General features: G+C 74.6%; 17 protein-coding genes. 11 read left to right on the top strand and 6 right to left on the bottom strand.

Features of this window, described 5'->3' with window-relative positions:
• The first annotated feature begins 65 nt into the window (after positions 1-65).
• Together metF and FGW37_RS08710 are read left to right on the top strand one after the other, a co-directional pair.
• Entirely contained in the window at positions 66-983 is a 918-nt protein-coding gene (gene metF / locus FGW37_RS08715) for a methylenetetrahydrofolate reductase [NAD(P)H] (RefSeq protein WP_179080547.1), read from the top strand.
• Between the two features lie 41 nt (positions 984-1,024).
• On the top strand, positions 1,025-2,122 hold the full coding sequence (locus tag FGW37_RS08710; RefSeq protein ID WP_179080546.1) for a chromosomal replication initiator protein DnaA: 1,098 nt from the start codon (positions 1,025-1,027) through the stop codon (positions 2,120-2,122).
• Between the two features lie 51 nt (positions 2,123-2,173).
• On the opposite strand, the gene FGW37_RS08705 is transcribed toward FGW37_RS08710, so the two are convergent.
• Both FGW37_RS08705 and FGW37_RS08700 read right to left on the bottom strand, forming a co-directional pair.
• The gene (locus tag FGW37_RS08705; RefSeq protein WP_179080545.1) at positions 2,174-3,700 is read right to left on the bottom strand and encodes a phytoene desaturase family protein; all 1,527 of its coding nucleotides are present in this window, start codon (positions 3,698-3,700) and stop codon (positions 2,174-2,176) included.
• Positions 3,701-4,069: 369 nt separating this feature from the next.
• Complete coding sequence (locus FGW37_RS08700; RefSeq protein WP_179080544.1) at positions 4,070-4,684, bottom strand: TetR/AcrR family transcriptional regulator; 615 nt, start codon at positions 4,682-4,684, stop codon at positions 4,070-4,072.
• Between the two features lie 208 nt (positions 4,685-4,892).
• Between FGW37_RS08700 and FGW37_RS08695 the strand changes: the two genes are divergently transcribed.
• Together FGW37_RS08695 and FGW37_RS08690 are read left to right on the top strand one after the other, a co-directional pair.
• Positions 4,893-5,654, top strand: coding sequence for a methyltransferase (locus FGW37_RS08695; RefSeq protein ID WP_179080543.1), 762 nt, complete (start codon positions 4,893-4,895; stop codon positions 5,652-5,654).
• A gap of 237 nt (positions 5,655-5,891) precedes the next feature.
• The gene (locus tag FGW37_RS08690; protein WP_168090802.1) at positions 5,892-6,296 is read left to right on the top strand and encodes a DUF3040 domain-containing protein; all 405 of its coding nucleotides are present in this window, start codon (positions 5,892-5,894) and stop codon (positions 6,294-6,296) included.
• 113 nt (positions 6,297-6,409) lie between these two features.
• On the opposite strand, the gene FGW37_RS08685 is transcribed toward FGW37_RS08690, so the two are convergent.
• The 4 genes from FGW37_RS08685 to FGW37_RS08670 all read right to left on the bottom strand — a co-directional run bounded on the left by FGW37_RS08685 (position 6,410) and on the right by FGW37_RS08670 (position 11,990).
• Positions 6,410-8,857, bottom strand: a complete 2,448-nt coding sequence (locus FGW37_RS08685; protein ID WP_179080542.1) for a transglutaminase TgpA family protein — start codon at positions 8,855-8,857, stop codon at positions 6,410-6,412.
• Positions 8,854-10,236 (bottom strand): DUF58 domain-containing protein, encoded by a 1,383-nt coding sequence (locus FGW37_RS08680; protein WP_179080541.1) that lies wholly within the window; start codon positions 10,234-10,236, stop codon positions 8,854-8,856. Before FGW37_RS08680 ends, FGW37_RS08685 begins: the two co-directional genes overlap by 4 nt.
• Positions 10,236-11,282 carry an AAA family ATPase gene (locus FGW37_RS08675; RefSeq protein WP_179080540.1) on the bottom strand — a complete coding sequence of 349 codons (1,047 nt, stop codon included), beginning with the start codon at positions 11,280-11,282 and terminating at the stop codon, positions 10,236-10,238. Before FGW37_RS08675 ends, FGW37_RS08680 begins: the two co-directional genes overlap by 1 nt.
• Before the next feature lie 156 nt (positions 11,283-11,438).
• Positions 11,439-11,990, bottom strand: coding sequence for a beta-class carbonic anhydrase (locus tag FGW37_RS08670; protein WP_179080539.1), 552 nt, complete (start codon positions 11,988-11,990; stop codon positions 11,439-11,441).
• 431 nt (positions 11,991-12,421) lie between these two features.
• Here FGW37_RS08670 and rsmH point away from each other — a divergent pair, with 431 nt between their 5' ends.
• The 7 genes from rsmH to murD all read left to right on the top strand — a co-directional run bounded on the left by rsmH (position 12,422) and on the right by murD (position 21,506).
• Positions 12,422-13,381 (top strand): 16S rRNA (cytosine(1402)-N(4))-methyltransferase RsmH, encoded by a 960-nt coding sequence (rsmH, locus tag FGW37_RS08665; RefSeq protein WP_179080538.1) that lies wholly within the window; start codon positions 12,422-12,424, stop codon positions 13,379-13,381.
• Complete coding sequence (ftsL, locus tag FGW37_RS08660; RefSeq protein ID WP_179080537.1) at positions 13,378-13,848, top strand: cell division protein FtsL; 471 nt, start codon at positions 13,378-13,380, stop codon at positions 13,846-13,848. The genes rsmH and ftsL overlap by 4 nt, the downstream gene beginning before the upstream one ends.
• A gap of 4 nt (positions 13,849-13,852) precedes the next feature.
• On the top strand, positions 13,853-15,796 hold the full coding sequence (locus FGW37_RS08655) for a peptidoglycan D,D-transpeptidase FtsI family protein (RefSeq protein ID WP_179080536.1): 1,944 nt from the start codon (positions 13,853-13,855) through the stop codon (positions 15,794-15,796).
• Positions 15,797-15,809: 13 nt separating this feature from the next.
• On the top strand, positions 15,810-17,504 hold the full coding sequence (locus tag FGW37_RS08650) for a UDP-N-acetylmuramoyl-L-alanyl-D-glutamate--2,6-diaminopimelate ligase (RefSeq protein WP_179080535.1): 1,695 nt from the start codon (positions 15,810-15,812) through the stop codon (positions 17,502-17,504).
• 65 nt (positions 17,505-17,569) lie between these two features.
• Positions 17,570-18,991 (top strand): UDP-N-acetylmuramoyl-tripeptide--D-alanyl-D-alanine ligase, encoded by a 1,422-nt coding sequence (locus FGW37_RS08645; RefSeq protein WP_179080534.1) that lies wholly within the window; start codon positions 17,570-17,572, stop codon positions 18,989-18,991.
• Positions 18,991-20,055 carry a phospho-N-acetylmuramoyl-pentapeptide-transferase gene (gene mraY, locus FGW37_RS08640; RefSeq protein WP_168090810.1) on the top strand — a complete coding sequence of 355 codons (1,065 nt, stop codon included), beginning with the start codon at positions 18,991-18,993 and terminating at the stop codon, positions 20,053-20,055. The genes FGW37_RS08645 and mraY overlap by 1 nt, the downstream gene beginning before the upstream one ends.
• A complete protein-coding gene (gene murD / locus FGW37_RS08635; protein WP_179080533.1) occupies positions 20,037-21,506 on the top strand; it encodes a UDP-N-acetylmuramoyl-L-alanine--D-glutamate ligase in 1,470 nt (489 codons plus the stop codon). Before mraY ends, murD begins: the two co-directional genes overlap by 19 nt.
• Positions 21,507-21,614: the final 108 nt, after the last annotated feature.

Below are 21,614 nucleotides of genomic sequence, written 5' to 3'. Positions count from 1 at the left end.
CGGCCTATCGGGCAAATCGCAGAAGTGGGTTGGGGGCCGCGGGGAGCGCTGGTTAACTTGCCGGTATGGCCCTTGGCACCGCCTCCACCAGGACAGACCACGCGCGTACGGTGCGTGAGCTGCTCGCCTCAGGCGAGCGGTCGTATTCCTTCGAGTTCGCCGCCCCGAGGTCCGAGAAGGGTGAACGCACCCTCTGGGACGCCATCCGCCGGATCGAGGCCGTCGGCCCGACCTTCGTGTCCGTCACCTACGGCGCGGGAGGCTCCTCCCGTGAGGGCACCGTGCGGGTGACCGAGCGCATGGCGACCGATACGACGCTCACGCCCGTCGCCCACCTGACAGCCGTCAACCACTCCAAGGCCGAGCTGCGCAACATCATCGGCCAGTACGCCGACGTCGGCATCCGCAACATGCTCGCCCTGCGCGGCGATCCGCCCGGCGACCCCATGGGCGAGTGGGTGCGCCACCCCGACGGTCTGCACTACGCCGCCGACCTCGTGAGACTCATCAAGGAGTCCGGCGACTTCTGCGTCGGCGTCGCCGCCTTCCCGGAGATGCACCCGCGCTCCACCGACTGGGACACCGACATCCGGAACTTCGTGGACAAGTGCCGCGCGGGCGCGGACTTCGCCATCACCCAGATGTTCTTCTACCCGGAGGACTACCTCCGGCTGCGCGACCGGGTGGCCGCCGCCGGCTGTGACACCCCGATCATCCCTGAGATCATGCCCGTCACCAACGTCCGCCAGATCGAGCGGTTCGCGCAGCTCAGCAATGCCGCGTTCCCCCCGGCGCTGGCCGAGCGGATCCTCGCGGTCAAGGACGACCGGGCCGCTGTACGCTCGATCGGGATCGAGTACGCCACGGAGCTGTGCGCTCGGTTGATGACCGAGGAGATTCCCGGGCTGCACTTCATTACCCTGAACCACTCCACGGCGACGCTGGAAATCTACGAGAATCTGGGACTGCACCAGCGGTCCTGACGGCCGGCCCCTCGAAGGCGGCGGCCATGAGAGGGGCGTAAATGGGCTGGACGGTCCTCTACATCGCGTTCGGCGTCGTCGCGCTCTGGCTGCTCGGCGAAGTGCTGCTGCAGTACAAGGCGCGACTGCGCTGGCGCCTCCTCGCCTTCGCCGGGTTCCTCGGCGTCGTCGCGGGCGTCGTCATCCCGTCCGTCGCGGTCATCGCGGCGGGCGCGGTGGCCTTCGCCGTCGGGCAGACGTACGTGACGCTCTCCTTCCGCCGGGGCTTCTCCCGCGGCTGGGCGCTCCGCCGGGACAAGGCCGGCAATGCTGACAACGCTGACAATGCAGGTGAGTTCGGCAAGTCCGGTACGGAGGAGAAGTCCGGTACGGGCGGTAGGTCCGGAAGGGGAGTCAAGTCCGGTAGGCGCGCCGGGAAGCCGGCCGCCGAGGACGACGCCCTGAAGGAGCCGCGCGCCGTCGGCCGCCGCCGCAGGACGGAGCGGGCGGAGGCCCCTCCGCTCGACGAGACGGCGGCCATGCCCGCCGTTCCCCCGCTCGCGGAGCCCGCGAGCGCGAGTGACCCCGGCCTCCCCGGCGCCGCCCACCACCAGCCGCATCCCGTCCCCGCCCCCGGCACCGCGGGCGACGCGGCCTACGGCGGCTACGGCGACAGCGGCTACGGCGCCGCCTCCGCTCCCGCACCGGACCACGGCCCCGCCCCGTACGACGACCCCTACGGCGCCCAGGTCCCGGCGGCACCCGGCGCGCCCGCCGAGCCCGGTCAATTCGACTACGGGCAGGGACAGTACGCCGCGTACTCCGACCCCTACATCGGCAGCCGGCAGCAGGCCTACGAGCCGTACGACTCCTACGGGCAGTACCAGCAGCCCGCTCCGCAGCCGTACGGCATGGGCGGCCACCCCGCCGAGGCCTACGCACCCGCCCCGCAGTACGACACGGACACCCCGCCCGGCGGCGTCTGGGTGCCGCAGCAGCGCGACGGCGAATACCCGCCCGTCCCGCAGGGCTACTCCCAGCAGCCCTACCCCGGCTACCCCCAGCAACTCCCCACACAGGGGCAGGGGCAGGGGCAGGGCCATGGGCAGGGCTACGGCGAGCAGTACACCGAGCACCACAACGAGCAGCCCCGCTACTGACCGTGGGGCCCCGCTGCCTCGGCGGCGGGGCCTCATGCGGGAAACCGCCGCCTACTGGGAGCCGCGCCAGTCCGCCCCGGAGACGATCAGGCCCGCGGCCATCGTCCCGGACATCCCCGCGTGCGCCAGCCCGCCGCCGGGGTGGGCGAATCCGCCCGCCAGGTACAGGCCCGGCAGCGACGTCGCATTGGCGGGCCGGAGGAAGTCACCCCCGCCACCGGCCAGCACCGGCGCCGGAATGCCCCCGCCCTCGGCGCCCGTCGCGCGCTCGGTGTCGGCGGGCGTGCGCACCTCGTGCCACAGCAGGCGCTCCCGCAGCCCCGGCAGCACCCCTTCCGCGGCGTCGAGCACGCGCTCGGCGAAGGCCTCCACCGTCGCCTCGTCGCTCCAGTCCACCCGGCCGTGCGGGGCGACCGTGGCGGTCAGCGTGACGGCCTCGTGGCCGTCGTCCGGGCGGATGTCCGGATCGTCCGGGCGCAGCACGGTCACCGTCGGCCGGTAGTGCAGCGCGGCGGGGCCGCGCGCGCCCTCGCCGAAGATCCCTTCCAACTCCGCGCCGCGGTCCGGCGCGTGGACCACCGTGCGGTGGGCCGTCGCGGCGGGCCGCGCCCCGCGGAGCGCGAGGAAGAGCGTGAACCGCCCGGGCGGCACCGGCGGGCCGGGCCGCACGGCGGGCCCGCAGGCCGCCGGGGCGAGACGCCGCAGCAGCCCGGGCGAGACGCCGGCGACCACCATGTCGGCCTCGGCCGTGCGCCCGTCCGCCAGCTCCACTCCGGCCGCGCGGCCGTCCTTCTCGGTGACCGCCGTGACCTCCGCGCCCAGGACGAACTCCACCCGGCGCGCCAGGCACCGCTGGTGGACGGCGTCGGCCAGGCCGCGCATCCCGCCGCGCACGTACCAGCTGCCGAAGGTCTGCTCCATGTACGGCAGGACCGTCGCGCTCGCGGGGGAGCGGCGCGGATCGAGCCCGTACGCCAGGGCGTAACTCTCCAACAGGGCCGTGAGCCGGGCGTCCTTCAGCTCGCGCTCGGCGACGGCCGCGAGCACGGGCGGCGTGCTCCGCCGGAACAGGCCGCGCTTGCGCAGCCCCGGATAGGGGTCGTGGCCCAGGGCCTCCAGATACTCGGGGTCGTCGAGCAGGGGCTCTTCCAGCAGGGGGCGGCGCGTGGCGTCCCACACCGCGCGCGCCCGGTTCACGAGCTCGCTCCAGCGCTCGCCCGCGCCCGCGCCCACGGCCTCGTCGAGGGCCCGGACCACCCCGGCCCGGGAGGCGTTGGGCAGGGAGACGGAGGTGCCGTCGGCGAAGACGTGCGCGCTCGCCGGATCCACCTGGACCAGGCCGACGCTCTGCTCCAGCGGCTCCTTGCCCGTCTTGACGAACAGGTCGCGGTACACGGCCGGCAGGTGCAGCAGCCCCGGCCCCGTGTCGAAGGCGAAGCCGTCCCGCGTCATGCGCCCGACGCCTCCGCCGTGCGTCGCCGCCCGCTCGTACACCGTCACCCGGTGGCCCGCGACGGCCAGCCGGGCGGCGGCAGCCATCGCGCCCATCCCGGCGCCGATCACCGCAATCCGTGCCATGGGGGCGACTTTATCCGGCGGCACCGACAACGCCGGGCGGCACCGCCGCCCAGGGCTCGGACGCAGGGCTCCGGAGGCGCGCCTGGGGCCGAACGCCCAGGCCTGAGTACCCGTACTCAGAGGAGGAGATGAGTAGGCGCACGGATGGGCCGCGGGCCCGCCGGGCGGAAGAGTGGTGCCCACGGAAGGGGCGCGGCGCCGGTACCGCCGGCACGGGGCTGCGGAACGGCGCGGCACCCCCGACGTGACCGGGGGGCCGGGGGCCCCTCTGCAAGGGGGGTTCGGGGGAACGCACGGGGGAACGCCGTTCCGGCGGCGGCCGAGGGGGATTCGGCCGCCGCCGGAACGGCACCATGTGCGTCCGCCGCGCTAGCGGACCACGCCGCCCAGCCGCCCCTGTAACACCCGCGCCAGCGACGCGTGGACCTCGTCCACCGACCGCTCCGGCTGGAACGACTGCCAGTCCAGCGCCGTCACGAGCACCATCCCGAACAGCGCCGAGGCCGTCAGCGCGACGTCGGACCCCGCCGCCGGGTCGTCCTCCGCGGTCGCCTCCCGCAGCACGGGCTCGATCACCTCGACCGCCTGCTGCCGCACCCGCGTCAGCGTCGGGCGCCAGGCCCGGTTGGTGCGCCACAGCTCGGCGACGTAGAGCTGGGCCAGCGACGGCTGGCGCGCCACGAAGTCCAGCCCGGCGCGGATCATCGCGTCCAGCGCCTCGGCCGCGCCGCCGCCGCGCTCGGCCGTCTCGTCGGCCGCGGCCCGCAGCGCCCCGGTCAGCAGCTCCATGCCGTGCCGCAGCAGCTCCTCGAACAGATCGGTCTTGCTCGCGAAGTTGTAATAGACGGTGCCCTTGGCCACCCCGGCCCGTTCCGCTATCTCGTCCACGGTGGTGGAGGAGAAGCCCTGTTCGGCGATGAGGGTCACCGCGGCGTCGAAGAGCTTTCGCCGGGTGTTCTGACGGCGCGTACTGCTGCTGTCCATGGAGTGATTCTCCCTGCCCGCCCCGCGGCCCCCGCGCCTGCGTCAACCTCGCGTGGCCGTACGGGCATTCGTGCAGGCCGGAGCCCTTGTCCGGAGCGCCCCGCGCGGCGCCGCGCCGGGCCGGGCGGCCGTGTCGTCCTGCCTCCGGGCACGGCCCATTAGGCTGGGGCGGACGCAATCGTTCGCCACCGCCGAGGAGCCACCCGCCGTGTCAGACCCGCTGCGCCCCCGGGCGTCCCTGCGTACCGCCGTGGTCTGGGAGGTCCTGCGCGACGCCCTGGACCGCCGGGTGAAGGCCGCCGGCCCGGCCGGCGGCGTGCTGGAGGTGCTCGACACCGGCGGCGGCTCCGGCCACTTCGCGGTGCCCGTCGCGGCCCTCGGCCACCGCGTCACCGTCGTCGACCCCAGCCCCAACGCCCTCTTCGCGCTGGAGCGCCGGGCCGCCGAGGCCGGCGTCGCCGAGCGGGTGCGCGGCGTCCAGGGCGACGCCCACGGCCTGTTCGACGTGGTGGACCGCGGCGCCTACGACGTGGTGCTGTGCCACGGCGTCCTGGAGTACGTGGACGACCCCGCCGAGGGCGTGCGCAACGTCATCGAGGCGCTCCGCCCCGCAGGCACCCTGAGCCTGCTGGCCGCGGGCCTCGGCGGCGCCGTCCTGTCCCGTGCGCTCGCCGGGCACTTCACCGAGGCCCACCAGGTCCTCACCGACCCGGCCGGCCACTGGGGCGCGGGCGACCCGATGCCGCGCCGGTTCACCGCCGAGCAGCTGACGGAGCTCGTGACCGCCGCGGGCCTGGAGGCCGGGGCCGTGCACGGCGTGCGGGTCTTCGCCGATCTGGTGCCCGGCGTGCTGCTCGACGCGGAGCCCGGGGCCCGGGAGGCGCTCGCCCAGCTGGAGGCCGCCGCGGCCGCGCTGCCGGCCTTCCACTCGGTGGCCACCCAACTGCATGTACTGGCCGAGCGTGGCTGACTGCGCGCTGTAGGTCACACACCACCCGATCAGCTGGTTCGCCCCGTATGATCGGGGGACACCGTCCGGCATGGCCGATCGGCGAACCGGGAATGTACGTCCCGACACCACCGATCGCCACACGGACATCGGTGGGCGGAATGGCGCAGAGGGGCGGGTTTCACGGGGGCGATTCCCTGCCTATCCTGAAAGGGTCGCACCCGGTCGCCCCCCGCGACCGACGAGTAGGAGGACTCCGTGCCGCTCTCGGAGCACGAGCAGCGCATGCTCGAGCAGATGGAGCGAGCGCTGTACGCCGAAGATCCCAAGTTCGCGACAGCGCTCGAGGGCAGCGGCCTGCGCACGTACACCCGGCGACGGGTCTACCAGGCGGTCGCCGGGTTTCTGGTGGGTATCGCGCTCTTGATGACCGGCGTGATGATTCAGGGGCAGTACTGGATCAGTGTGGTCGGCTTCCTCGTCATGCTGGGCTGCGCGGCGCTCGCCGTCACCGGCTGGCGCAAGGCGCCGAGGCCCGGTGCGCAGCAGGGGACGGGCCCGGCGGGGCCCCTGGGCGGCCGCGGCCAGATGCGCCCGCGCCGCAGCATGATGGACCGCATCGAGCAGCGCTGGCAGCGCCGCCGCGACGAGCAGGGCCACTGAGCGCCCTCCCGTTTTCCTCAGCCGTATTTCTTCATCCGTTTTCTTCGTTCATGGCGTGGGGTCAGGAGCAGCTCTCCTGACCCCACGCCATGTCCGTCTCCGGCGGGTGCCGTTCAGGCTCTGGGCGAGGTCCTGAGCCGGAGCCCGCGGATCCGCCGGGCGGCCGCCGAGCGGCTCCGGGCGAGGCCCCACAGCAGCCGGGCCGCCGAGCGCGGCAGCAGCACGGCGCGCAGCCGGGCGCCCCGCCCCGCGGCGGCGTGCAGCCCGGCCCGTACGCACTCGACGTCGCCTGCGAGGCCCGCCGTGGGCCGTGGCCGCGGGGCGTACAGCACCTGCTCGACCGCGGTGGCCACGCGGGCCGCGGACGCGGCGGCGGGCCCTTCCAGCGCCCCGGCGGCGACGATCCGCTCGGCGGCGGCGCGCGGGGTGCGGGAGTCGTCGGGCGGGATGCCGTAGTCCCAGGCGGAGTCCGTCAGTTCGCGCCAGGCCGCCAGTGTGCGCTCCGCGGTCGGGGTGTCGGCGGCGGCATCCGGCGGGCCCCCGCCCGGCTCCACCGGACGGGAGGGCTCCGCGTGCAGGCCCGGCCCGCCGAGGCGGCGGGCGCGCACCCGCCGGCGCCACAGCATGGGCAGCAGGGGAAGCCCCAGCGCCGCCAGCGCCGCCACGGCGATGCCCGCCACCGCGCCCGCGGAGGGGCCGCCGGAAGCCTGCCCGCCGCCGTCGGCCTGCCGGGCGGCGGGCAGGCACTCGCCGAGCTTCTTCTGCGCCGGCGGGCAGGCGTCCGGGTCCTGCGGTGCGGGCGGGGCCGCGGCGCTGCGCTCCGGTGCCGGGGCCGGTGCCGCGCCGGCTTCGCCACCGCCGGCCGGTGCGGCGACCGCGTACTCGGGCGTGGTGCCGCGGCTGGGGGTGGGCTCGAAGCGCGTCCAGCCGACGCCCTCGAAGTACAGCTCGGGCCAGGCGTGGGCGTCCTTGGACCCGACGGACACCGAGCCGTCCGCCAGGGGCGTGCCCGGCATGAAGCCGACCGCCACGCGCGCGGGGATGCCCAGCGTCCGTGCCATCGCCGCCATCGAGAAGGAGAAGTGGATGCAAAAGCCCCGCTTGGCCTCCAGAAAGCGGACGACGGCGTCCGTGCCCGTGCCCGAGGCGACCTGGGTGTCGTACTGGAAGCCCCCGCCGACCGAGAACCAGTCCTGCAGCATGACCGCCTGCTGATAGGCGTTCGCCGAGCCCGCCGTCACCTTCCGGGCCGTCTGCGCCACCACCGGCGGCAGCGACCGGGGCACCTGGGTATAGGCCCGCAGCACCTGCTCCGGGGGAGCGGGGGCGCTCGCGAGCTGCGCCGCCGTGGGATCCACCTGCAGGCTGGCGACCTGATAGCGGACGCCCCGGGTGGTCTGGCCGCGCTCGCCGGCGAGGATGCGGCCCTCCGGCTCGTACCGCCAGCGGCCCTCGGTGCGCACCTCCTCGGCGGGGTAGGGCACCGGCAGGTAGTTCTGCGCGTAGGCGCCGGAGGCCGTGACGGTGGTGTCGATACGCGTGGTGCGCACGCCGGGGGCCAGCCCCGCCGGGGTGGGCAGGACCGCGGGCAGCGCCGCCAGGGGGCGCTCGGTGGTCTGCCACGACGCGCCGTCGAAGCGGTCGAGGGCGACGATGCGCAGGTAGAGGTCGCGGGTGTTCTCGGCGGAGGAGCGCAGGCGCAGCAGCTCGCGGTTCGCCGGCTGGTTGAGGTTGTCCTGGAGGGCGACCAGCGGCTTGACGGAGGTGAGCCCGCCGCGGCCGGAGCCCGCGGCCTCGCTCCGGCCCCGGGGCTCGAAGAGCCCGCCGTCCATGGCGGGCAGCACGGCCGGGACCACCAGGGCGATGCCGAGGGCCAGCGCGCCGATGCGCCGGCCCGTACGGACGGGGACGGTGGAGGTGGAGGCGCGGCCCGGCGCGGGCCCGGCAGCCGGCGGAGCCGTCCTGCGGCCGGCGAAGACCCGGCCCCACTCGGCGAGCCGCTCCCTGCCCTCGGCCAGGAGCAGCAGCAGATAGCCGCTCGCCGCCGCGAGGAACCACAGCCACCCCGAACCGCCCTGGCCGAGCCCGGCGGCCACGGAGTACAGGGCGAGCAGCGGCAGCCCGGCGGGGGCGGCGCTGCGGTACGTGACCGCGACGGCGTCCACCGTCAGGCCCACGACCAGCACGCCCCCGACGAGCAGCAGCCGGATGCCGGCCGTCGCCGGCGCGGGGATGGCGTACCGGCCGACGTCCTCGGTGCCCTCCTGCACCAGCTGGCCGAACTCGCGGAAGACGTCGGGACCCGGCAGCAGCCCGGCGACCGCCTGGTCGCCGGCGAAGGCCACGGTGAGCAGGAGCAGGGTCACCAGGGCCTGTGCGGCCACGGTCACCGGCCTGGCCAGCGGCACCCGGCGGGCGAGGGCGCCCACCACGCTCTGGAGGGCCAGCAGGAAGGCGGCCTGCAGTATCCAGGCGGACTTGTCCACCAGCGGCAGCATCGCGCAGGAGGCGGCGAGCGTGGCCACCGCGGCGGTCACCGCCATCCGGGTGCGCCCGGTCATGCCCGCCCTCCCGCCGCGCCCGCCCCGGGGAAGCCGGGGGAGCCCGCAGGGGCGGCGGGGCCGGGCCCGGCCGCCAGCCGCCACAGCTCGGGCAGCGAGGCTCCGGGGCCCGCGGGCAGCGCCGTCCAGCCCGCGGCGCGCAGCACCTGCAGCCGCAGCTCGGCCGCGCCGTGGCCCCGGGCATCCCCCCGCCAGGCCGCCGGATCGAGGACGAAGCCGACGGCGGTGCCGCCGCGCCCGCGCAGCCGGGCCGCCAGGGCCGCCTGCTGCTCGTCGAGGCCGCCGAAGAACGCCACGAGCAGCCCGCCCTCACCGTGCAGGGAGCCGAGGGCGGCGGAGAGGCAGGTGCCCTCCGAGTGCTCCACGGCCGCGAGGGTCTCCAGCAGCAGGCCCGCCGCATCCGCGGACTCGCCCGGGGGACCGACGTGCTCGCCGGGGGCGCCCGGGCCGGGGATCGCGGCCCCGGTGTCGGTGAGCAGCTGCACGGAGAATCCGCGCCCCAGCAGGTGCAGCGCGGCGGAGGCGGCGGCCGAGACCGCCCACTCGAAGGACGAGCCGGGGCCCCGGCCCTCGTGGGCGGTGCGGCGCGTGTCCAGCAGCACGGTGCAGCGGGCCCGGCGCGGCTGCTCCTCGCGGCGCACCATGAGCTCGCCGTGGCGCGCGGTGGAGCGCCAGTGCACGCGGCGCAGGTCGTCCCCGTGGCGGTAGCCGCGGGGGATGATGTCGTCCTCGCCGGCCAGGGCGGGGGAGCGCCGCAGGCCGTCGCCGTGGCCCGCGCCCGGGCCGCCCAGGTGCACCGGGGGCAGCGGCTCGGTGTGCGGCACGACCGTCAGCGTGTCGTACGCGCTGAAGCCGCGGGTCAGCTCGCACATGCCGAAGGGGTCCGTCAGCCGCAGCTGCAGCGGGCCGAGCGGATAGCGGCCGCGCAGGTCGGAGCGGACGCGGTAGGAGACCTCGCGGCGGCCGCCGGGCTCGATCCGGTCGAGCACGAAGCGGGGGCGCGAGCCCAGGACGTAGGGCACCCGGTCCTGGAGCATCAGCAGCCCGGTGGGCAGCCGGGAGACGCTGTCGATCCGCAGCTGGACGCGGGCCTCGGCGCCGGCGGGGACCCTCGCGGGCGCCAGGCGGCGGCTGCCCGCGACGCGGTGGCGGGTGCGGTGCAGCACGGCCACGCAGAGCAGGGGCAGCACGGCCAGTAACAGCCCGACCCGCAGCAGATCGGCCTGACCGAGCACGTAGGAACAGGAGGCGGCCGCGATGCCGGCCGCCAGGAAGGAGCGGCCACGGGTGGTCAGCCCGCCCAGCGCCGCCCACAGGCTGCCGCCCGCTGCGGACGGACCGCCCTCCCGCCCGGGATCCGCGCCGTCCCCCGGGCTCATCACAGCCTCCGGGCCTGCCGCCAGGCGGCCTGCGCCGACGGATCGGGCACGGGGGTGCGCCGCAGGAGGTCGAGGACGGCCTGCTCGGCGGTGCGCCCGCCCAGCTGGGCCTGGGCCGTGGGCAGCAGGCGGTGGGCGAGGACGGGGACGGCCAGCGCCTGGACGTCGTCGGGCAGGACGAACTCGCGGCCCGCGAGGGCGGCCGCCGCCCTGGCCGCGCGCACCAGGTGGAGCGTCGCCCGCGGGGACGCCCCGAGCCTGAGGTCGGGGTGGTGCCGGGTGGCGGTGACGAGATCCACCGCATAGCGCCGGACGGAGTCGGCCACGTGCACCGAGCGGACCGCTTCGACGAGCTTGACGACCTCGTGGGCGTGGGCGACCGGCTGCAGGTCCTCCAGGGGAGAGAGCTGGTGGGAGCCGTCGTGCACGTCCAGCATGCGCAGCTCGGCCTCGGGGCTGGGATAGCCCATGGAGACCCGGGCCATGAAGCGGTCGCGCTGGGCCTCGGGCAGCGGGTAGGTGCCCTCCATCTCGACGGGATTCTGCGTGGCCACCACCATGAAGGGGCTCGGCAGCTCGTAGGTGTGCCCGTCGACGGTGACCTGGCGCTCCTCCATGGACTCCAGCAGCGCCGACTGGGTCTTGGGCGAGGCGCGGTTGATCTCATCGCCGATGACGATCTGGGCGAAGACGGCGCCCGGCTTGAACTCGAAGTCCCGGCGCTGCTGGTCGAAGACGCTTACGCCCGTGATGTCCGAGGGCAGGAGGTCGGGCGTGAACTGGATGCGGCGCACCGAGCAGTCGACGGAGCGCGCCAGGGCCTTGGCGAGCATCGTCTTGCCCACGCCCGGCACGTCCTCGATGAGCAGGTGGCCCTCGGCGAGGAGGACCGTCAGCGCGAGCCGCACGACTTCCGGCTTGCCCTCGATCACGCCCTCCACCGCCCGGCGGATCCGCTCCGCGGTGGTGGTCAGGTCTCCCCCTACGCTCGGCTCCGCCCGCGTGGGGGGACCCCCAAGGCTCCCCGGCTCGCCATAGGTCGTCACCCGGCCCTCCTCGGCCCGTCCTGCGGGCTTGCGGTCCGCTGGTCGCGAACCGGCCCGCCCCCGAATACGGACACCGCGCCCCGCTCGTCACACGAGGGCGGCGTCCCCTCCGCATTCTGGCCGCCCGCGCGGCGCCGCGTCACCGCCTGTGGACAATCAGTGCTGCGGGTCGATCTCGCGCAGCAGACCCGTCGTCACATCGAAGATGAAGCCACGGACGTCGTCGGTGTGGGGCAGGAACGGCGAGGTCCGTACGCGCTGCATGGACTGCCGGACATCCTGCTCCAGGTCCTTGAACGCCTCCACCGCCCACGCCGGGCGCTGCCCGACCTCCGCCTCGATCTCGTGGCGGAAGTCCTCGGTCAGGGTCAGCAGACCGCAGCCGGTGTGGTGGATGAGGACGACGGAGCGGGTGCCGAGCGCGCGCTGGCTGATGGTCAGCGAGCGGATGATGTCGTCGGTGACGACGCCGCCCGCGTTGCGGATGGTGTGGCAGTCGCCGAGCTCCAGGCCCAGCGCCGCGTGCAGGTCGAGCCGGGCGTCCATGCAGGCGACGACGGCGACCTTGAGGACGGGTCGGGCGTCCATGCCCGGATCGGAGAAATGGGAGGCGTATTCGATGTTGGCCTGAACCAGACGGTCCGTGACCGTCGGCTGTCGGACGCTGTCGGAGCTCTGGGGCGCCGGCTGGGACGCGGATATCGACATATGAACGACGGTAGTCGGCGCGGCGCCCCCAGGCCCGTTACGCCCGCCACAAAACGCCGCCCACAGGGGGCTGTGTGAGGTAAGCCACAGGGGTTGCGGCCCTGCGGCCGTCCGGGTGAGCGGAACGCTTCCCGCCATTTGTGTCCGCGGGCACCCCGCGCCGCGCCCGTCCCGGGACGCGCTGGCCGGTTGATTGACCGGGGGGACGAGTGGACTAAAGTGACGCGAAGTGGGAGGCCCGATGCTCCCCCTGGACACCGAAAAAACCCGCATGCGCGCGACGCGGACGTACCCCTCGGCCTCCTCCCGCTCCCCGGTCGTCCGGCGCCCCTTCCCCGGTGCCGGGCAGGCCGCTTCCCCTTGGAGCGGGTGGGGACCCGGGGATGCGGACGCTTGTGCGCGTCCCGGGTACCCCTAACTCAGAAGGGCGCATGAGCAGCAACGCGCGACACGTCCCCGTCATGCTCCAGCGCTGCCTGGACATGCTCGCTCCCGCTCTCTCCGAGCCCGGCGCCGTCGTCGTCGACTGCACCCTGGGCGCCGGCGGGCACAGCGAGGCGCTGCTCAAGACCTTCCCCGAGGCCCGGCTCGTCGCCCTCGACCGCGACCCCACCGCCCTCGACCTCGCGGGCGCGCGCCTCGCCTCCTTCGGCGAGCGCGCCACCTTGGTGCGCGCCGTCTACCACGAGCTGCCCGAGGTGCTGGAGCGGCTCGGCATCCCCAAGGTCCAGGGCGTCCTCTTCGACCTGGGCGTGTCCTCCATGCAGCTGGACGAGGCCGACCGCGGCTTCGCCTACGCGCAGGACGCCCCGCTGGACATGCGCATGGACCAGACGACGGGCATCAGCGCGGCCGAGGTCCTCAACACGTACGCCCCCGGCGACCTGGTGCGCATCCTGCGCGCCTACGGCGAGGAGAAGCAGGCCCGCAGGATCGTCGAGGCCGTCGTCCGCGAGCGCGCCAAGGAGCCCTTCACCAACAGCGCCCGCCTCGTCGACGTCATCCGCGAGGCCCTGCCGCAGGCCGCCAAGCGGCACGGCGGCAACCCCGCCAAGCGCACCTTCCAGGCCCTGCGCATCGAGGTCAACGCCGAGCTGGCCAGCGTCGAGGCGGCCATCCCCGCCGCCGTCGCCGCACTCGCCGTCGGCGGCCGCATCGCCGTGCTGTCCTACCAGTCCCTGGAGGACCGCATCGTCAAGCAGGTCTTCGCGGCCGGCGCCGCCACCACCGCGCCCCCCGGCCTGCCCGTCGTCCCCGAGCGCTACCAGCCCCGCCTGAAGCTCCTCACCCGCGGCGCCGAACTGCCCACCGAGGAAGAGGTCGCCGAGAACCGGCGCGCCGCCCCCGCCCGGCTGCGCGGCGCCGAACGCATCCGCGAGGACATCCCGTGACCCCGGCCGCCCGCCGGGGCCTCAGGCTGGGCCGCCTCGTGGGCGGGCCGGCCGGAGTCAAGCGCACCCCCTTCGTCCTGCTGGTGGTCGTGCTGCTCGGCTCCGGCCTGATCTCCCTCCTGCTGCTCAACTCCGCCCTCAACCAGGGCTCCTTCGAACTCTCCCGCCTCCAGCGCAAGACCACCGAGCTCACCGACGAGCAGCAGGCCCTCCAGCAGGAGGTCGACCAGCTCGCCGCCCCCGACGCCCTGGAGCGCCGCGCCCGCGAGCTCGGCATGGTCCCCGGCGGCAACCCCGCCTTCCTCAGCCCCGACGGCACCGTCCGCGGCTCGCCGTCCCCCGCCGGGGCCGACCCCGTGGCGTACCGCGCGCCCGCGCCGGCCGTCCCCGCGCCTCCGCCGGCCCCCGTGCCGGCCCTGATGCCCGCCCCCACCGCAGTGCCGACCACCCCGACCACCGGCAGGTGACGCTGTGCCGCAGAACCCCGGGGGCCGGCCCCCCAGGCAGTCCGGGCCCGCCCGGCGCCGCGTCCCCGAGCCCGCCCGCCCGCAGGCCCGCCCCCGCCCGGCGCGCCTGAAGGCCGCCGCGGACCGGCCCCTGAAGCTCGGCAGCCCCCGTCCGCGGCTGCGCCTGGTCGGCTTCGGGCTCACGCTCGTCCTGCTCGTCTTCACCGTCCGGCTGCTGCAGGTGCAGGCCTTCGACGCGAGCGCCTACGCGGCACGCGCCAACGTCAACCGGTACATCCCGGTCACCCTCGCCGCGGAGCGCGGCACCGTCACCGACCGCTCCGGCATCGACCTGGCCACCACCGTCGACGCCTACGACATCACCGCCGCGCCCGACCTGCTGACCCCCGAGCGGATCAAGGCCGAGGGCGCGGCCCGGCAGGCCGCCGCCCTGCTCGCACCCGTCCTCGGCGAGCGCCCCTCGGTGCTGGAGCAGAAGCTCACCGCCAACCCCAAGTCGAAGTACGTCGTCCTCGCCCGCCGGCAGACCCCCAAGGTCTGGAACCGGATCAAGGAGCTGAAGAAGGCGTCCGCCGCCAGGGGGCAGCGCAAGGAGGGCGCCGACGTCCTCGCCGGGGTCAACAGAGAACCGCACAGCAAGCGCGTCTACCCCAACGGCGGCCTCGCGGCCGGGATACTGGGCTTCGTGAACGCGGAGGGCCGCGGGGGCGGCGGTATCGAGGCGCAGTACGACCGCGTCCTCGCAGGTCAGGACGGCAAGCTCGTCTACGCCCAGTCCGGCGGCCGCCAGGTGCCCACCGGGGACGTCAAGGAGCAGCCCGCCGTGCCCGGCTCGGACATCGAGCTGACCATCGACCGGGACATCCAGTGGGCCGCCCAGAGCGCCATCACCCGGCAGGTGCAGGAGTCGGCGGCCGACCGCGGCTACGTCGTCGTCCAGGACAACCGCACCGGCGAGATCCTGGCCATGGCCAACGCCCCCGGCTACGACCCGAACGACCTCGCCCACGCCGACAGCGCCGCCCTCGGCAACGCCGCCCTGCAGGACGCCTACGAGCCCGGCAGCGTCAGCAAGGTGATGACCATGGCCGCCGTCCTGGAGGAGGGCGCAGCCACCCCCGGGACCCACGTCGAGGTGCCCAACCGGCTGCCGCGCGCCGACCGCTCCTTCGCCGACGACGTCGACCACCCGACCTGGCACCTGACCCTCAACGGCGTCCTCGCCAAGTCCAGCAACATCGGCACCATCCTCGCCGCCGAGCAGCTCGGCAAGGACCAGGGCGGGGCCAACCAGGTCCTCTACTCCTACCTGCGGAAGTTCGGCGTCGGAGAGCCCACCGGCCTCGGCTTCCCGGGCGAGACGCCCGGCATCCTCGCCCAGCCGGCCAAGTGGCAGGGCTCCCGGCAGTACACCATCCCGTTCGGCCAGGGACTGTCCCTCAACGCCGTCCAGGCCGCCTCCGTCTACTCCACGATCGCCAACGGCGGCGAGCGCATCCGCCCCACCCTCGTCCGCGGCACCAAGGGCCCCGACGGCCGCTTCACCCCCGCGCCCGTCCCCGAGCGCAACCGGGTGATCAGCGACCGCACCGCCCGGGAGCTCGCCACGATGCTGGAGTCCGTCGTCGACGACCGCGAGGGCACCGGCACCAAGGCCAAGATCCCCGGCTACCGCGTCGCGGGGAAGACCGGCACCTCCAACCGGGTGGACCCGCGCACCGGCCGCTACCACGGCTACACCGCCTCCTTCGCCGGCTTCGCCCCCGCCGACCAGCCGCGCGTCACCGTCTACTGCGCCATCCAGAACCCCACCAAGGGCAGTTACTTCGGCGGCCAGATCTGCGGGCCCGTCTACAAGCAGGTGATGGAGTTCGCCCTGAAGACCCTGCAGGTACCCCCCTCCGGCACCCAGCCGCCCCGGCTGCCGGTGAGCTACGACGACCAGTGAGCCGGGGCCGGCCGTGACGACCATCACTCCCGATCCCGGGAACCGCGGCCCGGGGCGCCCCTCGCTTCGCGACGGAGCGGGTGCGCCCGGTACGCTCACCGCCGTGCCACACGCTGATCAGTCCCACACCAGCCCCCAGGGCGCCCCCGCCGTTCCCGCGGGTGCGCCCCGTCCCACCCATGTCCGCCCCGCGCCCCTGGCGGAGCTGGCCGGTCAGCTGGGCATCCCCGCGCCGCAGGGCTCCGGGGCCGCCGTCACCGGCATCACCCACGACTCACGGGCCGTGCGGCCGGGCGACGTCTACGCCGCCCTGCCCGGCGCCCGCTTCCACGGCGCCGACTTCGCGGCCCAGGCCGCAGGCCTCGGCGCCGTCGCCGTGCTGACCGACCCCGCCGGCGCCGAGCGCGCCGCCGCCACCGGGCTGCCCGTGCTCACCGTGGCCGACCCGCGCGCCGTCATGGGCGAGCTGGCCGCCACGATCTACGGCCGTCCGGGTGAGGAACTGCTCCAGATCGGCATCACGGGCACCTCCGGCAAGACCACCACCGCCTACCTCATCGAGGGCGGGCTGCGGGCGGCCGGGGCGCTGACGGGCCTGATCGGCACCGTCGAGTCCCGGATCGGCGACGAGCGGATCAAGTCCGAGCGCACCACCCCCGAGGCCACGGACCTGCAGGCGCTCTTCGCCGTCATGCGCGAGCGCGGCGTCGGCTCGGTGGCCATGGAGGTCTCCAGCCACGCCCTGCGCCTCGGCCGCGTCGACGGCTGCGTCTTCGACGTCGCGGTCTTCAACAACCTCAGCCCGGAGCACATGGAGTTCCACTCCGGCATGGAGGACTACTTCCAGGCCAAGGCGGAGCTCTTCACCAAGACCCGCAGCCGCGCCGGAGTGGTCAACCTCGACGACGAGTACGGCCGCCGGCTCGCCTCCGGCGAGTCCGAGGTGCCCGTGACCACCTTCTCCGCCGAGGGCCACCCCGACGCCGACTGGCGCGCGGCCGACGTCGAGATCGGCCCGTTCGACTCGGTCTTCACGATCCTCGGCCCGCAGGGCGAGCGCGTGCGGGCCAAGGCGCCGCTCGCCGGCCCGTTCAACGTCGCCAACACCCTGGCGGCCGTCGTCGCCCTCGTCGCGGCCGGGATCGACCCGCAGACCGCCGCCGACGGCGTCGGCGCCGTGCCCGGCGTGCCCGGCCGCCTGGAGCGCGTCGACGCCGGCCAGCCCTATCTGGCCGTGGTCGACTACGCGCACAAGACGGATGCCGTCGAATCGGTTCTCCGCGCGCTGCGCAAGGTCTGCAGCGGCCGCATCCACGCCGTCCTCGGCTGCGGCGGCGACCGCGACACCACCAAGCGCGCCCCCATGGGCGCAGCCCTCGCCCGGCTCGCCGACACCGCCGTGCTGACCTCCGACAACCCCCGCTCCGAGGACCCGCTCGCGATCCTCGCCGCCATGCTCACGGGCGCCGCGGAGGTGCCCGTCCACGAGCGCGGCACCGTCCTGCTGCTGGAGGACCGGGCCGACGCGATCGCCGCCGCGGTCGCCCGGGCCGAGGCCGACGACATCGTCCTGGTCCTCGGCAAGGGCCACGAGCAGGGCCAGGACATCAACGGCGTCGTCCGCCCCTTCGACGACCGCCAGGTGCTGCGCGAGGCCGTCGAAGCCGCGCTGCGCTCGTTGACCACGCACCGGAACGACCAGGGATGACAGACCGCCATGCGCGCACAACCCTCCCCCCGGAAGCTCTCCCGAACGGCCGGAGGTAAATCTCAGTGATCGCTCTGTCCCTCGCCGAGATCGCCGCCATCGTCGGCGGGCAGCAGCACGACATACCGGACCCCGGCCGCATGGCCGAAGGCCCGGTCGTGCGCGACTCCCGCGACGTACGGCCCGGCAGCCTCTTCGCCGCCATCGCCGGCGAGCGCGTCGACGGCCACGACTTCGCCGAGCGCGCCGTCGCCGAGGGCGCCGTGGCCGTCCTGGCCACCCGCCCCGTCGGCGTCCCCGCCATCGTCGTCCCGGACGTCGTGGCCGCCCTCGGCGCCCTCGCCCGCGCCGTCGTGGACAAGCTCGGAACCGACGTGGTGGCGCTGACCGGCTCCGCCGGAAAGACCAGCACCAAGGACCTGATCGCCCAGCTGCTGCAGCGGCTCGGCCCCACCGTGTGGACCCCCGGCTCCCTCAACAACGAGATCGGGCTGCCGCTGACGGCCCTGACCGCCGGCCCCGAGACCCGCACCCTCGTCCTGGAGATGGGCGCCCGCGGCATCGGCCACATCCGCTACCTCACCGAGCTGACCCCGCCGCGCATCGGCGTCGTCCTCAACGTCGGCACCGCCCACGTCGGCGAGTTCGGCGGCCGTGAGCAGATCGCCGTGGCCAAGGGCGAGCTCGTCGAGGCGCTGCCCCCGGCGGACGCCGGCGGCGTCGCCGTGCTCAACGCCGACGACCCCCTGGTGCGCGCCATGAGCGCCCGCACCAAGGCCCGCACGCTCCTCTTCGGCGAGGCCGCCGACGCCCACGTGCGCGCCGAGGACGTCCGCCTCACCGCGGCCGGACAGCCCTCCTTCACGCTTCACACACCCACCGGGTGCGCCGCCGTGACCATGCGGCTGTACGGTGAGCACCACGTGTCGAACGCGCTCGCCGCCGCCGCCGTCGCCCATGAGCTGGGCATGCCCGTGACAGAGATCGCCACCGCGCTCTCCGAGGCGGGCCAGCTCTCCCGCTGGCGGATGGAGGTCACCGAGCGCGCGGACGGCGTGACGATCGTCAACGACGCCTACAACGCCAACCCCGAGTCCATGCGAGCCGCGCTGCGCGCGCTGGCCGCCATGGGCGCCGCCGCCACGGCGAAGGGGGCCCGCACGTGGGCGGTGCTCGGTCAGATGGCCGAACTCGGCGAGGAGTCACTCGCCGAGCACGACGCGGTCGGACGGCTCGCCGTCCGGCTCAATGTCGGCAAGCTCGTGGCAGTCGGGGGCAGGGAAGCGGCCTGGCTGCAGATGGGCGCCTATAACGAGGGTTCGTGGGGTGAGGAGTCGGTGCACGTGTCCGACGCGCAGGCGGCGGTCGACCTGTTGCGCAGCGAGCTGCGCCCGGGTGACGTCGTGCTGGTGAAGGCGTCCCGGTCGGTGGGGCTGGAGCGGGTGGCCGAGCAGCTGCTCGCCGTCGACGGTGAGGTCGCCGGCTGATGAACCAGATCCTCTTCGCGGGTGTCATCGGTCTCTTCCTGACCCTCATCGGCACCCCGCTGCTGATCAAGTTCCTCGCCCGCAAGGGCTACGGCCAGTTCATCCGTGACGACGGCCCGCGCGGCCACGCCGGGAAGAAGGGCACGCCCACCATGGGTGGCATCGCCTTCATCCTGGCCACGCTGATCGCCTACGCGCTGACGAAGGTCATCACCAGCCACGAGCCGACCTTCTCCGGTCTGCTGGTGCTGTTCCTGACGGCGGGCATGGGCCTCGTCGGCTTCCTCGACGACTACATCAAGATCGTCAAGCAGCGGAGCCTGGGCCTGCGGGCCAAGGCGAAGATGGCCGGCCAGCTGATCGTCGGCATCGCCTTCGCGGTCCTGGCCCTGCAGTTCGCGGACACCCGCGGCCAGACCCCGGCCTCCACCCGGCTCTCCTTCACCCAGGACTTCGGCTGGTCCGTCGGCCCGGTCATCTTCGTGGTGTGGGCGCTGTTCATGATCCTCGCGATGTCGAACGGCGTGAACCTCACCGACGGCCTCGACGGCCTGGCCACCGGCGCCTCCGTGATGGTCTTCGGCGCCTACGTCTTCATCGGCACCTGGCAGCACGGCCAGTCCTGCGGCAACCCGCTGACCGCCGGCTCCGGCTGTTACGAGGTACGCGATCCACTCGACCTCGCCGTCGTCGCCTCGGCCCTGATGGGCTCCTGCTTCGGCTTCCTGTGGTGGAACACCTCGCCCGCCAAGATCTTCATGGGCGACACCGGTTCGCTGGCCCTCGGCGGCGCCCTCGCGGGCCTCGCGATCTGCTCGCGCACCGAGCTGCTGCTCGCCCTCCTCGGCGGCCTCTTCGTACTGATCACCCTGTCGGTGATCATCCAGGTGGGCTCGTTCCGCCTCACCGGGAAGCGGGTCTTCCGGATGGCCCCGCTCCAGCACCACTTCGAACTCAAGGGGTGGAGCGAAGTCCTCGTGGTGGTCCGCTTCTGGATCATCCAGGGCCTGTGCGTGGCCATCGGCCTCGGAATCTTCTACGCGGGATGGCTGGCCATCAAGTGACGCTCCCCTCCGCCTCCGCCGCCTGGAGCGGCAAGAACATCACCGTCGCCGGTCTCGGCGTGAGCGGCATCAGCGCCGCCCGCGCCCTGGCCGGCCTCGGCGCCCGGGTGACCGTCGTCGACGGCGGCGACTCCCCGAAGCTGCGCGAGCGCGCCGCGGCCCTGGAGGCCGAGGGCATCGCCGTCCGCCTCGGCGACGCCGAGTCCCTGCCCGAGGGCACCGAGCTCGTCGTCACCTCCCCCGGCTGGAAGCCGTCGAGCCCGCTGTTCGCGGCCGCCGCCGCGGCGGGCGTGGAGGTCGTGGGCGACGTGGAGATCGCCTGGCGCCTGCGCGGCGTGAGCGGCCGCAAGCCCGCCGCCTGGCTCGCGGTCACCGGCACCAACGGCAAGACCACCACGGTCCAGATGCTCGCCTCGATCCTCGAGGCCGCCGGCCTGCGCACGCGGGCCGTCGGCAACATCGGCACGCCGATCATCGACGTGGTGCTGGGCGAGGAGGAGTACGACGTCCTCGCCGTCGAGCTCTCCAGCTACCAGCTGCACTGGGCGCCGTCCGTCCGCGCCCACTCCGCGGCCGTCCTGAACCTCGCCCCCGACCACCTCGACTGGCACGGCTCCATGCGGGAGTACGCCGCCGACAAGGGCCGGATCTACGAGGGCAACCAGGTCGCCTGCGTCTACAACGCCGCCGACCCCGCCACCGAGCACCTGGTCCGCCAGGCCGACGTCGAGGAGGGCTGCCGCGCGATCGGCTTCACCCTCGGCGCCCCCGGCCCCTCCATGCTCGGCGTCGTCGAGGGCATCCTCGTGGACCGGGCCTTCGTGGCGGACCGGCAGACGACCGCGCAGGAGCTCGCCGAGGTCTCCGACGTGAAGCCCGCGGCCCCGCACAACGTCGCCAACGCCCTCGCGGCCGCGGCCCTCGCCCGGGCCTTCGGCGTCGAGCCCGCGGCCGTCCGGGAGGGCCTGCGCGCCTTCCGGCCGGACGCCCACCGCATCGCCCACGTCGCGGACGTCGCCGGCGTCGCGTACGTGGACGACTCCAAGGCCACGAACACCCACGCCGCCGAGGCGTCCCTCGCGGCCTACGAGTCGATCGTGTGGATCGCGGGCGGCCTCGCCAAGGGCGCCACCTTCGACAGCCTCGTCACCAAGGCCGCCAAGCGGCTGCGCGGCGTCGTCCTCATCGGGGCCGACCGTGCTCTGATCGCGGAAGCGCTGGCGCGACACGCCCCGGATGTCCCGGTGGTCGACCTCGACCGGACCGACACTGGGGCGATGGCCGCGGCGGTGCGGGAAGCCGCACGGCTCGCCGGGCCGGGGGACACCGTGCTCATGGCCCCGGCCTGCGCCTCGATGGACATGTTCACCGACTACAACAAGCGCGGCGAGGCCTTCGCCGAGGCGGTCCGGGACCTGGCCGGCCAGGAGCCCGGCGGCGCGGGCGCCTAGCGGCACAGCTCCTTGTGACGGCCGGAGGGTTTCGCGGCTCCGGGAAGCCCTCCGGCCGGTCCCGACGGAACGGTGCAGCCGTACGCCGCCGGAGACCAGCGAAGGGGA

It is taken from the genome of Streptomyces rectiverticillatus (assembly GCF_013394065.1).
Taxonomy (GTDB): Bacteria; Actinomycetota; Actinomycetes; order Streptomycetales; family Streptomycetaceae; genus Streptomyces; species Streptomyces rectiverticillatus.
The sequence above is the reverse complement of the archived record's forward strand: the minus strand, read 5'-3'. Positions and strand labels throughout refer to the sequence as shown.

What these genes read in the sequence shown, in the direction of transcription:
- metF (WP_179080547.1), top strand. Translation starts at nt 66, where the DNA reads ATGGCCCTTGGCACCGCCTCCACCAGGACAGACCACGCGCGTACGGTG.
- FGW37_RS08710 (WP_179080546.1), top strand. Translation starts at nt 1,025, where the DNA reads ATGGGCTGGACGGTCCTCTACATCGCGTTCGGCGTCGTCGCGCTCTGG.
- FGW37_RS08705 (WP_179080545.1), bottom strand. Translation starts at nt 3,700, where the DNA reads ATGGCACGGATTGCGGTGATCGGCGCCGGGATGGGCGCGATGGCTGCC.
- FGW37_RS08700 (WP_179080544.1), bottom strand. Translation starts at nt 4,684, where the DNA reads ATGGACAGCAGCAGTACGCGCCGTCAGAACACCCGGCGAAAGCTCTTC.
- FGW37_RS08685 (WP_179080542.1), bottom strand. Translation starts at nt 8,857, where the DNA reads ATGACCGGGCGCACCCGGATGGCGGTGACCGCCGCGGTGGCCACGCTC.
- FGW37_RS08680 (WP_179080541.1), bottom strand. Translation starts at nt 10,236, where the DNA reads ATGAGCCCGGGGGACGGCGCGGATCCCGGGCGGGAGGGCGGTCCGTCC.
- FGW37_RS08670 (WP_179080539.1), bottom strand. Translation starts at nt 11,990, where the DNA reads ATGTCGATATCCGCGTCCCAGCCGGCGCCCCAGAGCTCCGACAGCGTC.
- rsmH (WP_179080538.1), top strand. Translation starts at nt 12,422, where the DNA reads ATGAGCAGCAACGCGCGACACGTCCCCGTCATGCTCCAGCGCTGCCTG.
- mraY (WP_168090810.1), top strand. Translation starts at nt 18,991, where the DNA reads ATGAACCAGATCCTCTTCGCGGGTGTCATCGGTCTCTTCCTGACCCTC.
- murD (WP_179080533.1), top strand. Translation starts at nt 20,037, where the DNA reads ATGGCTGGCCATCAAGTGACGCTCCCCTCCGCCTCCGCCGCCTGGAGC.